The organism is Pseudomonas sp. PA-6-3C (genome assembly GCF_021605825.1).
Lineage (GTDB): Bacteria > Pseudomonadota > Gammaproteobacteria > Pseudomonadales > Pseudomonadaceae > Aquipseudomonas > Aquipseudomonas edaphica.
In genome coordinates, this window is the sequence record NZ_WKDV01000002.1 from 1 (window position 1) to 13183 (window position 13183).

General features: G+C 60.9%; 16 protein-coding genes. 9 read left to right on the top strand and 7 right to left on the bottom strand.

Annotated elements, in window-relative coordinates; genetic code table 11:
- Positions 1-245 precede the first annotated feature (245 nt).
- Positions 246-905, bottom strand: coding sequence for a glutathione S-transferase family protein (locus GIW48_RS01835; protein ID WP_236461940.1), 660 nt, complete (start codon positions 903-905; stop codon positions 246-248).
- Between the two features lie 126 nt (positions 906-1031).
- Between GIW48_RS01835 and GIW48_RS01840 the strand changes: the two genes are divergently transcribed.
- The 3 genes from GIW48_RS01840 (at position 1032) to GIW48_RS01850 (ending at position 4678) form a co-directional block, all read left to right on the top strand.
- A complete protein-coding gene (locus tag GIW48_RS01840; RefSeq protein ID WP_017135000.1) occupies positions 1032-1316 on the top strand; it encodes a hypothetical protein in 285 nt (94 codons plus the stop codon).
- A 95-nt stretch (positions 1317-1411) separates the two neighbouring features.
- On the top strand, positions 1412-1666 hold the full coding sequence (locus GIW48_RS01845) for a TIGR02647 family protein (RefSeq protein ID WP_010207442.1): 255 nt from the start codon (positions 1412-1414) through the stop codon (positions 1664-1666).
- Between the two features lie 171 nt (positions 1667-1837).
- Complete coding sequence (locus tag GIW48_RS01850) at positions 1838-4678, top strand: class I adenylate cyclase (protein ID WP_236461943.1); 2841 nt, start codon at positions 1838-1840, stop codon at positions 4676-4678.
- Here the strand turns inward: GIW48_RS01850 and rnk are convergent.
- The 3 genes from rnk to cyaY all read right to left on the bottom strand — a co-directional run bounded on the left by rnk (position 4675) and on the right by cyaY (position 5770).
- On the bottom strand, positions 4675-5085 hold the full coding sequence (gene rnk / locus GIW48_RS01855) for a nucleoside diphosphate kinase regulator (protein WP_017134998.1): 411 nt from the start codon (positions 5083-5085) through the stop codon (positions 4675-4677). The two genes, GIW48_RS01850 and rnk, sit on opposite strands and share 4 nt — an antisense overlap.
- A gap of 131 nt (positions 5086-5216) precedes the next feature.
- Positions 5217-5435, bottom strand: coding sequence for a DUF1289 domain-containing protein (locus GIW48_RS01860; protein WP_056860802.1), 219 nt, complete (start codon positions 5433-5435; stop codon positions 5217-5219).
- 2 nt (positions 5436-5437) lie between these two features.
- Positions 5438-5770, bottom strand: coding sequence for an iron donor protein CyaY (gene cyaY / locus GIW48_RS01865; RefSeq protein ID WP_099550435.1), 333 nt, complete (start codon positions 5768-5770; stop codon positions 5438-5440).
- Positions 5771-6009: 239 nt separating this feature from the next.
- On the opposite strand from cyaY, the gene lptM reads away from it, so the two are divergent.
- Genes lptM through GIW48_RS01895 form a run of 6 tightly spaced genes read left to right on the top strand, consistent with a single transcriptional unit; the run spans position 6010 to position 10598 of the window.
- On the top strand, positions 6010-6177 hold the full coding sequence (lptM, locus tag GIW48_RS01870) for an LPS translocon maturation chaperone LptM (protein ID WP_017134995.1): 168 nt from the start codon (positions 6010-6012) through the stop codon (positions 6175-6177).
- Positions 6178-6186: 9 nt separating this feature from the next.
- Positions 6187-7434: a diaminopimelate decarboxylase gene (lysA, locus tag GIW48_RS01875; RefSeq protein ID WP_017134994.1), complete on the top strand. Its 1248-nt coding sequence runs from the start codon at positions 6187-6189 to the stop codon at positions 7432-7434.
- Positions 7435-7437: 3 nt separating this feature from the next.
- The gene (gene dapF / locus GIW48_RS01880; RefSeq protein WP_017134993.1) at positions 7438-8268 is read left to right on the top strand and encodes a diaminopimelate epimerase; all 831 of its coding nucleotides are present in this window, start codon (positions 7438-7440) and stop codon (positions 8266-8268) included.
- A gap of 13 nt (positions 8269-8281) precedes the next feature.
- A complete protein-coding gene (locus GIW48_RS01885) occupies positions 8282-8998 on the top strand; it encodes a DUF484 family protein (RefSeq protein ID WP_056860805.1) in 717 nt (238 codons plus the stop codon).
- Positions 8999-9000: 2 nt separating this feature from the next.
- Positions 9001-9900: a tyrosine recombinase XerC gene (gene xerC, locus GIW48_RS01890; protein ID WP_017134991.1), complete on the top strand. Its 900-nt coding sequence runs from the start codon at positions 9001-9003 to the stop codon at positions 9898-9900.
- Positions 9897-10598 (top strand): HAD family hydrolase, encoded by a 702-nt coding sequence (locus GIW48_RS01895; RefSeq protein WP_176992491.1) that lies wholly within the window; start codon positions 9897-9899, stop codon positions 10596-10598. The genes xerC and GIW48_RS01895 overlap by 4 nt, the downstream gene beginning before the upstream one ends.
- Positions 10599-10766: 168 nt before the next feature.
- On the opposite strand, the gene sutA is transcribed toward GIW48_RS01895, so the two are convergent.
- The 3 genes from sutA to GIW48_RS01910 form a co-directional block, all read right to left on the bottom strand.
- The gene (gene sutA, locus GIW48_RS01900; RefSeq protein ID WP_017135899.1) at positions 10767-11093 is read right to left on the bottom strand and encodes a transcriptional regulator SutA; all 327 of its coding nucleotides are present in this window, start codon (positions 11091-11093) and stop codon (positions 10767-10769) included.
- Positions 11094-11194: 101 nt separating this feature from the next.
- On the bottom strand, positions 11195-11620 hold the full coding sequence (locus GIW48_RS01905; RefSeq protein WP_056860808.1) for a secondary thiamine-phosphate synthase enzyme YjbQ: 426 nt from the start codon (positions 11618-11620) through the stop codon (positions 11195-11197).
- Positions 11621-11829: 209 nt separating this feature from the next.
- Positions 11830-13170, bottom strand: a complete 1341-nt coding sequence (locus GIW48_RS01910; protein ID WP_017135897.1) for an ammonium transporter — start codon at positions 13168-13170, stop codon at positions 11830-11832.
- Positions 13171-13183 lie beyond the last annotated feature (13 nt).

The following is a 13183-nucleotide window of genomic DNA, read 5'->3' on the forward strand; positions in this document are numbered from 1 at the left end:
CACAACTTTTAAAAGCAGCCTATTTCTCCTGTGGCGAGCAGGCTTGTCCTGCGTTGGGCTGCGAAGCAGCCCCAAAAACAGACGCTGAGTACTTTCAGCAAAATTGCCGTGCCTGTACTGGGGCCGCTTCGCAGCCCAACGCAGGACAAGCCTGCTCGCCACAACAGCCCACCTGCCACAGACCTCGTGTTAACCGGTTGTGTAGATACCTATGCTGCGATAGCGTCATCCCTGCCGCCAAATATCTACTTCTTAGCCGCAATCATCGCCATAAACGCCGGCATCGCTGCCTCCCTGTCCGCCGCCGCCCTCTTGGCGTTGGGCATCTCATGCAAGCGCTCCAGCAAGGCCTTGGCCTTCGGCAACTGCGCCAGCAAATCCAGGCCAAACAGCTTCTCGCCCACCGCGCAGGCGAGGTTCACGCTGTACATGAAATACAGATCGGCAATCGTGAAGCTCTCACCCGCCACATACGGCGCGAACTTGCCGTGCCGGCCCAAAGAACCAACCCCCAGCAACAACTCAGCCTTGGTTTTGTCCTTGATCGCATCCGGCACCGGCATACCAAAGAACGCCTCGGCAAAACACGCGCGGGCGGGCAACTCGATATACAGCTCGATCTCCCGGCACAACGCCAGCACCTGGGCGCGCTGATACGGGTCGGCGGGTAGCAATGACGGGCCTTCCTGGGTTTGCTCGATGTACTCGAGGATCACGCTGGTTTCGTTGATAAAGCCTTGCTTGACGCCCAGCACCGGCACCTTGCCACGCGGGCTGACGGCCAGGGCTTCAGGGGTTTGGCCTGCGTAAAACGGCACTTCTTCGAACGGCAGGCCTTTCTCCAGCAGCGCCAGTTTGACCATGTTGTAGTAGTTGCTGACCGAAAATCCGTAAAGCTTGAGCATTGCGAATGCCTCCAGGCCGGGTGTGGGGTTGGCTGCAAGAGTTATAGATCCATGCAGGCCGCCTGACCAGCAGCATCAGTTGCCTGAATGGCGGTAGACTGGCGCTCTTTCCTTGAGGAGCCTGCCATGAGCGAGCCGACCGATATCGACAGCGACGAAGAAGAGTTCACCGAAAATACACTGATCGAAGCGATCGAAAATCAGATCGAAAGCGACAACCCGCCTGCCGCCAAGGCTACGTTCAACAAACTGACCCTGGTGGGTTATGAGCGTGAAGAGATCCTGAATCTCATGGCTCACGTGCTGGCTTTCGAGATCGACGCGATGCTGGACGAGGATCGCGCATTCAATACCGAATGGTACGAAACAGCACTGCGGGCGCTGCCTGAGTTGCCGCCGGAAAAGGAATAGTCCGGGCACGCAGCAACACGCTGGACAGTTCGGCAAAGTGCGTTCACCTTATGGCCTGCTAGCCTCTAATAAATTTTAGAAAGTCTGGAGTCCTTATGTCGTATACCCCTGAGTTGGTTGCCGAACTGGAAATCCTTGTACTCTTCCCCTTGGACAGCACCAAGGAAGGTCTGAAAGTCCACCAGACCGCCGCGCCTACTGCCATCGCCGCTGCCAAACGCCTTCATGCCAAAGGCCTGATCGACCAGCCGGATGGGGGCTACCTGACCAGCCTCGGCCGCGACGCTGCCGAGCAAGCGCAAACCCTGCTGACTATCCTGACTACCGCCACTACCAAAGAAGCTGCCTGACACCTTACTGTCGCCCATGGGGTCCGCCTGCTGCGGATTCCGAGGGCGTTGCTGTGGGCCGCACAAAATTCTGACGCCAAAAAGCCACATATCATCTAAACCTCCTACGCTTCTGGCTGTAAACTCCTACACGGCCGCCCACGTCGGGCTCTGCGAGCCAACGACCCAGAAATGACCCGCACCCATGAAATCCGCCCCGACTTGGACGAAGGCATCGACCGCAAGGTGCTGGCCCAGTTGCGTGCGCGCTTCATGGCCCTCAATGCAGGCCGCATGGCCCGCGCCGTCGAAGGGCTGACGCCGCGCCAACAAAACGTGCTGACCCTGCTGCCGTTGTTTTTTCACGTCAACCACCCGCTGTTGCCCGGCTACGTCTCGAGCAGCACGCCGGCAGGCTTGTCGAATTTCGAACCCGACGCCCAGGCCCTCACCGAAGCCCAGCGCCTGACCCGCTCGTTCTCCTATAAGCCGCGCCATGGCAACCCGCCGCGGCCGATCCATGGCCTGTTCCTGATGGGCAGCCTCGGCACCCTGGCCCAGGCGGACCAGAGCGACATGGACGTGTGGGTCTGCCACGCTCCGGACCTTGGCGAGAACGAACTGGCCGAGCTGCGCAAAAAGTGCCAGTTGCTGGAAGCCTGGGCCTTGACCATGGGCGCCGAGGCGCATTTCTTCCTGATCGAGCCGACGCGCTTTGTTTCAGGCGAGCGCGATACGCAACTGAGCTCTGACGATTGCGGCACCACCCAGCATTACCTGTTGTTGGATGAGTTCTACCGCACCGCCATCTGGCTCGCCGGGCGCACGCCCATCTGGTGGCTGGTGCCGGTCTATGAAGAAACCCGTTACGCCGAGTTCACCCACGCGCTGATCTCCAAACGTTTTATCCGCGCCGATGAAACCCTCGACCTCGGCCACCTGGCGCACATCCCGCCGGGCGAATTTATCGGCGCGGGGTTGTGGCAACTGTTCAAGGGCATCGAGTCGCCTTACAAATCGGTGCTCAAGCTGCTGCTGACCGAGGTGTACGCCAGCGAACACCCGAACGTGCACTGCCTGAGCCTGCGCTTCAAACGTGCGGTGTTTGCCAACCAGATGGACCTGGACGAGCTGGACCCGTACATCGTGGTCTACCGTCGCATCGAGGAATACCTCAGGGCGCGCAATGAACCCGATCGCCTGGAGCTGGTACGCCGCGCGCTGTACCTGAAGGTCAATCGCAAGCTCAGCGCCGGCCAACGCAGCACCAGCTGGCAGCGGCTGTTGCTGGAACGCCTGGCCCATGAATGGGGTTGGGACCAGCGCCAACTGGCCTTGCTGGACAGCCGCAGCCAGTGGAAAGTGCGCCAGGTGGCTTCCGAGCGCCGCGCATTGGTCAGCGAACTCAATTACAGCTACCGCTTTCTCACCCAGTTCGCTCGCACCGAGCAGACCGTCAGCCTGATCAACAAGCGCGACCTCAATGTGCTGGGTCGGCGCCTGTATGCCGCGTTTGAGCGTAAAGCCGGCAAGGTCGAGTTCATCAACCCCGGCATCGCCCCGGACCTGGCCGAAGACACCCTGACCCTGGTGCAATCGCCCAACCGCAAAGAGCCCGGCCAGCACCACTGGGGCTTGTACAACGGCAACCTCACGGCGCTGGAATGGGAGCACTTCGCGCCGATCAAGCGCAGCCGCGACCTGTTGGAAATGCTCACCTGGTGCCATCGCAACGGCGTGATCGACAGCAGCACGCGCCTGGCCTTGCACCCAGGCGTCAGCGACATGACGGAATTCGAGCTGTTCAACCTGCTGGGCTGCCTGCAACAGACCATCGCCCTGCCCCTGGCCAGCGTTGATGAAGACCGCCTGTTGCGCTCGGCGGTACCGGAAGAGGTGCTGTTGCTGATCAACGTCGGCGTCGACCCGCTCAAGCATCACCGCGACTTGAATATCCTGATGACCACCGAGCGCACTGACTCCCTGAGTTACGCCGGTGTGCGCGACAACCTGGTGCTGACCCTGGATCAGGTCACGCTCAACAGTTGGAACGAGGTATTGGTCAGCCGCTACGACGGCCCCCATGCACTGCTCGACTGCCTGCGCGACTACCTCAACCAACTGCCGCCGAACCACCTGCCACGCCTGCGGGTGCGCTGCTTCTGCCACAACCGTGCGCAATTCATTGCCCAGCGGGTGGAAGAAATTTTCGACACCGTGCAGAACCTGCTGCTGAGCCAGTCCAATCACCGCTACCTCCTGCAGGTGCAGCAGCACTATCACGTGATGGAACTGACGCCGGGCCAGGCCACTCACGTGCCACTGCTGACCCAGGATGCGCTGATCGCCTACCTCAGCGAAGAACTGGCCAGCTACAGCCCGCTGCACCTGGACGCCATGGCGCTGGAAGACCACGACCTGGCCCTGCTGCTGCCCATGGGCGTGGCTGATTGTGTGCAGGTGTTCTACCGGGTCAATGAAGGCTTCGCCGAGCTGTATGTGCTGGATGAGTTCAATGCGCTGTGGCAGCAACGCTTGCCGTTTCATGATGAGCAAAGCCTGCTGGCGCCACTGCAGCGATTCCTGCAGTCAATCATCTATCGCCGCGAAGCGCTGGCACCGCTGGACACGCAACAGCCGCTGGGTGAAGTGCAGATTTTGTATTACCAACTGTTGCCGTCAGGCAGCCACCGCGCCCGCGGCATCGAGCCTCGGCCGGTGCCGCAAAACCCGGCCAACAAGCCGTTTTATGACGTGCAGGCGATTATCGGCAAGGCCGCACCCGGCCAGGTCGGCATCACGCTGTATTGCAATCAACGGGAGTTTTCGGAGTTGGAGTTCGGCGACCAACTGTTTGCCGTGGTCGCCCAGGAAATCGTCGGGCAACGCCGGGAGACCGAGCTTTACCGCTGCTACATCACCGACCTGGACCTGTCCGGCCTGCTCGGTGATGTGCAAAGCCCGAGCAACTTGTATCTGCGTTACAAGGCCGAGCTGGAGTTGTCGCTGAATGCGGCGCTGAGCCAGATTTAGAGAGGGAAGGCGCCGCCATCTTTGGGCTGGCCTTCGACGCTGAGCAATTCAAGCTTGAGGGTTTTGCCGCCCGGCGCCGGCCAGTCGATGTGCTGGCCCACTTGCAGGCCAAGCAAGGCGCTGCCTACCGGAGCCATGATCGAAATTTTGCCTTCATCGGCGTTCGCGTGCTTCGGGTACACCAGGGTCAGGTGGTAGTCCTTGCCGCTGCCTTGCTCACGGCAATGCACGCTGGAGTTCATGGTCACGACACCCGCAGGCACTTCATCGTGGCCAACCACGTCTTCGGCGCGGTCGAGTTCGGCTTGCAACGCTTCGGCGCCGGGAGAGTCGTCGCCCAAGCGGTCGATCAATTGCTCCAGACGCTGCACGTCAAGACGGGTAAGAATGATGGAAGGTGCGGTCATGATTCAGGCAGACTCCTTTTTTCTGCACAAAAAAGCAAAACCCCGCCAGGAAAAGGCGGGGTTCTCACGGGCCTCGATGAGTTGAGGCGTACCCGGACACTACCACAGCGTCACAAATAAACAAGACGGCCTCAGGCGCGCGCCCTGCGCTGTTCGGCCTCGGCGCAGATCACCCGGCGCCGGGCATCGTCGGCGGAGCGCCATTCACGGATGTCTTCCACGTGCCGGTAGCAGCCGAGACAGACTTTTTGCTCGTCCAGGCGACACAAACTGATACAAGGTGACGGCACTGCCGGGCTGACATTGCTGAACAGCGGCTTGGGTGGGCGTACAGGTGCAGGCTGGGTCACGATCAGATCTCGTCGAAGTCCAGCTCAGCGCCGGCTTGTTCCTGGACCAGGCGTGCGAGCATTTCGCTTAACAGCTCATCGCTGGTATCGCACTGCCAGTTTTTGTCTTCTTCGTTGTAGTCGAAGTGAAAACCACCCGAACGCGCCGCCAGCCATAGCTGACGCAGCGGCTCCTGACGGCTGAAGATCAGTTGGGTGCCGTTTTCAAACTTAACGGTCAGCACGCCAGCCGAGTTCTCCAGGTCCACATCCAGGCCGCTGTCGTCGAAAATATCTTCCAGCGCCTGCTGGGTCGAATCCACCAGGTCGTGAAAACGGGCTTCGGTCAAACTCATTGTGGGAACCTCGAAAAGTGTCTGGTCACGCTCAAGCGGCGCACGATACGGACGCGCCATGATGATTGCAAAGGATACCGATTTCATTACCCGCAGCCGCGTGAAATATCCTCATTTAGCGTAGGCCGAATCGCGACATGCTCGGCAAACCCCCGCCGGACGGGTATTACGGCGCATAGGCAAGCTGCCGGGTGGTCGGTATACTCGGGCGCAATTAATGCATATTCAAGGATTTCGCCATGAAGCGCCTGATCTCTTCCCTTGCTGCGCTCGTCGCGGTCGCTTGCCTCGTTAGTGCCTGTGGTCAAAAAGGCCCGCTGTACCTGCCCGATGACAGCAAAGACCCGAACGACCAGGCACAGTCGTCGCAGAAAGCTGCGAAAGCGCATAAGCACGACACTTACTAAGGGAACATCATGGACGCTTTTAACTACCGGGACGGCGAGCTGTTCGCGGAAGGCGTGGCGCTGTCCGCGATTGCCGAGCAGTTTGGCACCCCGACCTATGTGTACTCGCGTGCGCACATCGAAGCCCAATACCGCTCGTTCACCGACCCACTGGAAGGCGTTCCACACAGGGTGTGCTACGCGGTCAAGGCCAACTCCAACCTGGGTGTACTGAATGTCCTGGCGCGTCTTGGCGCTGGTTTTGACATCGTTTCCCGTGGCGAGCTGGAACGTGTTCTGGCTGCCGGCGGCAAGGCTGACAAGATCGTCTTCTCGGGCGTCGGCAAAAGCCGCGAAGACATGCGCCGCGCGCTCGAAGTGGGCGTGCATTGCTTCAACGTCGAATCCACCGACGAGCTGGAGCGCCTGCAAGTGGTCGCCGCCGAGATGGGCGTTCGCGCGCCGATCTCCCTGCGCGTCAACCCGGACGTCGATGCCGGCACGCACCCGTATATCTCCACCGGTCTCAAAGAGAACAAGTTCGGCATCGCCATTGCCGACGCCGAAGACGTGTACATCCGTGCCGCACAGCTGCCGAACCTGGAAGTGCTGGGTGTCGACTGCCATATCGGCTCGCAACTGACCACCCTGCCGCCGTTCCTGGACGCCCTTGATCGCCTGCTGGCGCTGACCGATCGCCTTGGCGAGTGCGGCATCTACCTGCAACACATCGACCTCGGTGGTGGTGTGGGTGTGCGTTATCGCGATGAAGAGCCGCCGCTGATCGCCGATTACATCAAGGCTGTGCGTGAGCGCACCGAAGGCCTCGGCCTGACCCTGATGTTCGAGCCGGGCCGTTATATCGTTGCCAACGCCAGCGTGCTGCTGACCCAGGTCGAGTACCTCAAGCACACAGAGCACAAGGATTTCGCCATTGTCGATGCAGCAATGAACGACCTGATTCGCCCGGCGCTGTACCAGGCGTGGATGGACGTCACTGCCGTAACCCCGCGCGAGGGCGAAGGCCGCGCCTACGATATCGTCGGCCCGATCTGCGAAACCGGCGACTTCCTGGCCAAGGATCGTCAGTTGGCCCTGGAAGAAGGTGACCTGCTGGCCGTGCATTCGGCCGGTGCCTACGGGTTTGTCATGAGTTCCAACTACAACACCCGCGGCCGTGCCGCCGAGGTGCTGGTGGACGGTGATCAAGCGTTTGAAGTGCGTCGCCGCGAGACGGTAGCCGAGTTGTTTGCTGGCGAAAGCCTGCTGCCGGAGTAAGCCATGCTGCTGCGTTTTACCAAGATGCACGGGCTGGGTAATGATTTTATGGTCCTGGACCTGGTCAGCCAGCACGCGCACATCCTGCCTAAGCACGCCAAACAGTGGGGCGACCGGCACACCGGCATCGGTTTCGACCAGTTGCTGATCGTCGAGGCGCCGAGCAACCCGGAGGTGGATTTCCGTTACCGGATCTTCAACTCCGACGGCTCCGAAGTGGAACAGTGCGGCAACGGTGCGCGCTGCTTTGCGCGCTTTGTGCTGGACAAACGCCTGACTGCCAAGCGCCAGATTCGTGTCGAGACCAAAAGCGGCGTGATCGAGCTGGACATTCGCAGCGACGGCCAGATCAGCGTCAACATGGGCGCGCCACGCCTGGTGCCAGCGGATATTCCGTTTCAGGCCACCGAGCAGGCCGCCAGTTACGCGCTGGATGTAGAAGGCAAAATCGTCGACATCGCTGCCGTCTCCATGGGCAACCCCCATGCCGTACTGCGGGTCAACGACATCAACAACGCCCCGGTGCATGAGCTGGGGCCGAAGATCGAGCATCACCCGCGCTTTCCGGCGCGGGTCAATGTGGGCTTTTTGCAGGTGATCGACCGTACCCGCGCGCAGCTGCGTGTGTGGGAACGCGGCGCCGGCGAAACCCAGGCGTGCGGCACCGGTGCTTGCGCCGCAGCCGTCGCCGCGATCAGCCAGGGGTGGATGGATTCGCCCCTATTGATCGACCTGCCGGGTGGGCGTTTGTCCATCGAGTGGGCAGGGCCTGGCCACCCGGTGATGATGACCGGGCCGGCCTCGCGTGTATACGAAGGACAGGTCCGTCTATGAGTGAGCCAAGCTAATGACCGATAAGCCTCAAGTACCCGCCCAAGCAACCCCAAGCGAAAGTCTGGAGGCCGCTGCTGTCGCGGCGTACCTTGAGGCTAATCCGGACTTCTTCGTCGAACACGAAGAACTGCTGCCCGCCCTGCGCATCCCCCACCAGCGTGGCGATACCGTGTCGCTGGTGGAGCGGCAGATGAAGATCCTGCGCGAGCGCAATATCGAAATGCGCCATCGGCTTTCACACCTGATGGATGTGGCCCGCGACAACGACCGCTTGTTCGACAAGACCCGCCGCCTGATACTGACCCTGATGGACGCCAACAGCCTGGAAGAAACGGTCATCGCCGTGGAAGACAGCCTGCGCCAGGACTTTCAGGTGCCGTTTGTCAGCCTGATTTTGTTCAGCGACAACCCGATGCCGGTGGGCCGTTGGGTCAGCGGCAGCGACGCGCAAACCGCAATCGGCGGCCTGCTCTCGGAAGGCAAGACCATCAGCGGCACCTTGCGTGAACACGAGCTGGATTTCCTGTTTGGCGCCGAACAGCGCAAGCAGATCGGTTCCACCGCCGTGGTCGCCCTCAGCCATCAGGGCTTGCACGGCGTGCTGGCGATTGCCAGCCGTGACCCTGCGCACTACAAAAGCTCGGTGGGCACGCTGTTCTTGACCTACATCGCCGAAGTGCTGGGCCGCGTCTTGCCCCGCCACACCACCACCCTGCGCGCGGTGCGCTAGCCATGGAACGGCAACTGGACGCTTATTGCGCTCACCTGCGCAACGAGCGCCAGGTGTCGCCTCACACCCTGGAAGCCTATCGACGGGACCTGAACAAGGTCCTGGCGTACTGCGAAAAACAACAGATCACCAGCTGGAAGGCGCTGGATATCCAGAGCCTGCGCAGCCTGATCGCGCGCCTGCACCAGGCGGGCCAGTCTTCGCGCAGCCTGTCACGCCTGCTCTCAGCGGTACGCGGCCTCTATCACTACCTCAACCGTGAAGGCCTGTGCGACCACGACCCGGCCAACGGCCTGTCGCCGCCCAAGGGCGAACGGCGCCTGCCCAAGACCCTCGACACCGACCGCGCCCTGCAACTGCTGGACGGCGCCGTTGAGGATGACTTCCTGGCCCATCGTGACCAGGCGATTCTTGAGCTGTTTTATTCCTCGGGCCTGCGTTTGTCGGAGCTGACCGGCCTGAACCTGGATCAGTTGGACCTGGCGGACGGCCTGGTACAAGTGCTCGGCAAGGGCAGCAAGACCCGTGTGCTGCCGGTGGGCAGGAAGGCCCGCGAAGCCTTGCAGCTGTGGTTGCCGCTGCGCCTGTTGACCAACCCGGCCGACGATGCGGTGTTTGTCAGCCAGCAAGGCCGACGCCTGGGGCCACGGGCGATTCAGGTGCGGGTCAAGGCTGCCGGCGAACGCGAGCTGGGGCAAAACCTGCACCCTCACATGCTGCGACATTCTTTTGCCAGCCATATGCTGGAGTCGTCCCAGGACCTGCGCGCCGTGCAGGAGCTGCTCGGCCACTCCGATATCAAGACCACGCAGATCTATACCCACCTCGACTTCCAGCACCTGGCGACGGTATACGACAGCGCCCATCCACGGGCCAAACGCATCAAGGGCGGCGACTCATGAGTATCAAGCTGATCACCTTCGACCTGGACGACACGCTCTGGGACAACGTACCCGTCATCATCAACGCCGAGGCGTCGATGCGCGAATGGCTGGCACTTAACGCCTCCAAGGTTGGCGACTTGCCCCTGGAACATTTCGCCAGCCTTCGCCAGCAGGTGTTGGAGCGCCATCCAGAGCTTAAATATCGCATCAGCATCCTGCGTCATAAGGTCCTGATGCACGCGTTTGAAGAGGCGGGTTACCCACAGCCTGAGGCCACGCAGATGGCGGATGTGTGCTACGAGGCGTTTATTCACGCCCGTCACCAGCTCACTCCGTTCCCGGAAGCGGAGCCCATGCTAAAGGCGCTGCGCCAGCACTTCCTGCTGGGCGTGATCACCAACGGCAATGCCGATGTGCAACGCGTGGGGCTGGCGGATTACTTCCACTTTGCCCTGCGCGCCGAGGATATCGGCATTGCCAAGCCGGATGCGCGGCTGTTTCAGGAAGCCTTGCAGCGCGGTGGCGTGGATGCAAATCAGGCCGTGCATATTGGCGATCATCCTGGCGATGACATCGCCGGTGCGCAGCAGGCCGGGCTTCGCGCGGTGTGGTTCAACCCGACGGGCAAGGCGTGGGAAGCGGATAAGCAGCCGGATGCAGAGATTCGTAGCCTGACAGAGTTGCCGGGGCTGCTGCGCAGCTGGCAGTCACACTGAAGATTCAAAGTGGGAGCTGGCTTGCCTGCGATAGCGGTCTGTCTGACCCACCGCTATCGCAGGCAAGCCAGCTCCCACAGGGCTATGCAATGAATTTTAAGAATTTGTTTCAGGCATGAAAAAGCCCGCAGCGACGGCGGGCTTTTTCTTACAAGCAGTCTGCTGACCTCAGATAGGTCGGCTGCCGTACTTGTTATCCGGCTTCTTCGGTGGGTCTGCCACCACGTTGGCCTCGACTTCCTGCACTTTGCCGCCTTTAGCGAGGAATTCTTCCATCGCACGGGCCAGCGCATCGCGCTCTTTGTTCTTGGCTTCAACGCTCGGCAGTTCGTCTACCGAGACAGCGGCCTTGGCTTTGCCTTTGGCTGCCGGGGCGGGTGCATCATCGCCACCGTCGTCGTCAGCAACGTCTTCAGCTGCCGCTTCAAGACCTTCTTCAGCCTCGTCGTCGTCGCCTACTTCAAGGTCGTCGTTTTCCAGATCATCGTCGCTCATGTTCTACCTCATGACTTGCGAAAAGCAGATTAGTTATAGCCCAGCTTCACCCTCTGTCGAGGTCGCCGGAAAAAAATCACATCCACTGGATAACCAGTGGCTTATGCCCCATCACCGTGCAAGGTGGCGAGGACTTTACGAGCACCGCCATGATCACGGTGCTCGCCCAGATAAACACCTTGCCAAGTCCCTATCGCCAAGCGGCCGGCCTTGACCGGCAAACTCAACTGGCAGCCCAGCAGACTGGCCTTGAAGTGCGCCGGCAGATCATCCGGACCTTCGTCGTTATGTTCGAACCCTGCACGCCCTTGCGGCACCAGCGAGTTGAAGAAACGCTCGAAGTCACGGCGAACCGCCGGGTCGGCATTCTCGTTGATGGTCAACGAGGCCGAGGTGTGCTGCAGCCACAAATGCAACAGGCCTACGCGGCACGCCTTCAATTCAGGCAGGCCGGCAAGCAACTCATCCGTTACCAGGTGAAAGCCCCGGGGCTTGGCCCGCAGGGTAATCAGGGTCTGTTGCCACATACAGTTCTCCGCCCATCGGCGCGCATTCTAGCGCGGTCTGGGAAAAAACAAAGTGTCGAATACGCCTACATGCATGTAAGACTTTCGCATCCTCAAAAGTGCCGTGTGGATCCCATCACAAACTCGGCAAAAAACCCATCCGCCTTTAGCCACAGACAAACACCAGACAAAAAAATGCCCGGCAAGCCGGGCATCTTTTTTTCGCGTACTTACAAGTTGTAGCCGCGCTCGTTATGTTGCGCCAGATCGAGGCCCACCGCCTCTTCTTCGTCGGTCACCCGCAGGCCCATCACCATGTCCAGCACCTTGAGGATGATGAAAGTCACGATGGCCGTGTAGATCACGGTGAAGCCCACGCCTTTGCACTGGATCCAGACTTGCGCCGCGATATCAGTGGTAGCCGCGTTGAAGCCGCCCAGCGAAGGCGCTGCGAACACGCCGGTTAGGATCGCGCCGAGGATACCGCCGATACCGTGCACACCGAAGGCGTCCAGGGAGTCGTCGTAGCCCAGTTTGCGTTTCAGGGTGGTGGCGCAGAAGAAGCACACCACGCCCGCTGCCAGGCCGATGACCAGAGCGCCCATCGGGCCAACAGTGCCGGCAGCCGGAGTGATTGCAACCAGACCGGCTACTACGCCCGAGGCAATGCCCAGTGCGCTTGGCTTACCGTGGGTGACCCACTCGGCGAACATCCAGCCCAGTGCCGCAGCAGCGGTAGCGATCTGAGTGACCAGCATCGCCATACCGGCAGTACCGTTGGCCGCCGCAGCAGAACCTGCGTTGAAGCCGAACCAGCCAACCCACAGCATGGCTGCACCGACCAGGGTGTAACCCAGGTTATGCGGTGCCATCGGGGTGGTCGGGAAGCCTTTACGCTTGCCAAGTACCAGGCACGCCACCAGGCCAGCCACACCGGCGTTGATGTGCACCACGGTGCCGCCGGCGAAGTCCAGCACGCCCCAGTCGCCCAGCAACGAGCCCGGACCGCCCCACACCATGTGGGCAATCGGCGCATAGACCAGGGTGAACCAGACGCCCATGAAGATCAGCATCGCGGAGAACTTCATACGCTCGGCGAATGCACCGACGATCAGCGCAGGGGTAATGATGGCAAAGGTCATCTGGAAGGTGACAAACACCGCCTCAGGGAACAGCGCCGCAGGGCCGGTGATGCTCGCCGGGGTTACACCCGACAGGAACAGTTTGGACAGGCCGCCCACGAACGAGTTGAGGTTGACGACGCCTGCTTCCATACCGGTGGTGTCGAACGCCATGCTGTAGCCGTAAACGAACCACAGGATGGTGATCAGGCCGGTGATGGCGAAGCACTGCATCATCACGGAAAGAATATTTTTGGAGCGCACCATGCCGCCGTAGAACAGCGCCAGGCCCGGAATGGTCATGAACAGTACCAGCGCGGTGGATGTGAGCATCCACGCCGTGTCGCCGGAATTGAGGACTGGAGCAGGGGCTGGGTCCGCCGCCAATGCCAGGGCCGGCATTACGAGGGACAACAGGGCTCCTAGCCCTGCGAATTTACGCAGAGTCATATTGTTTTCTCCT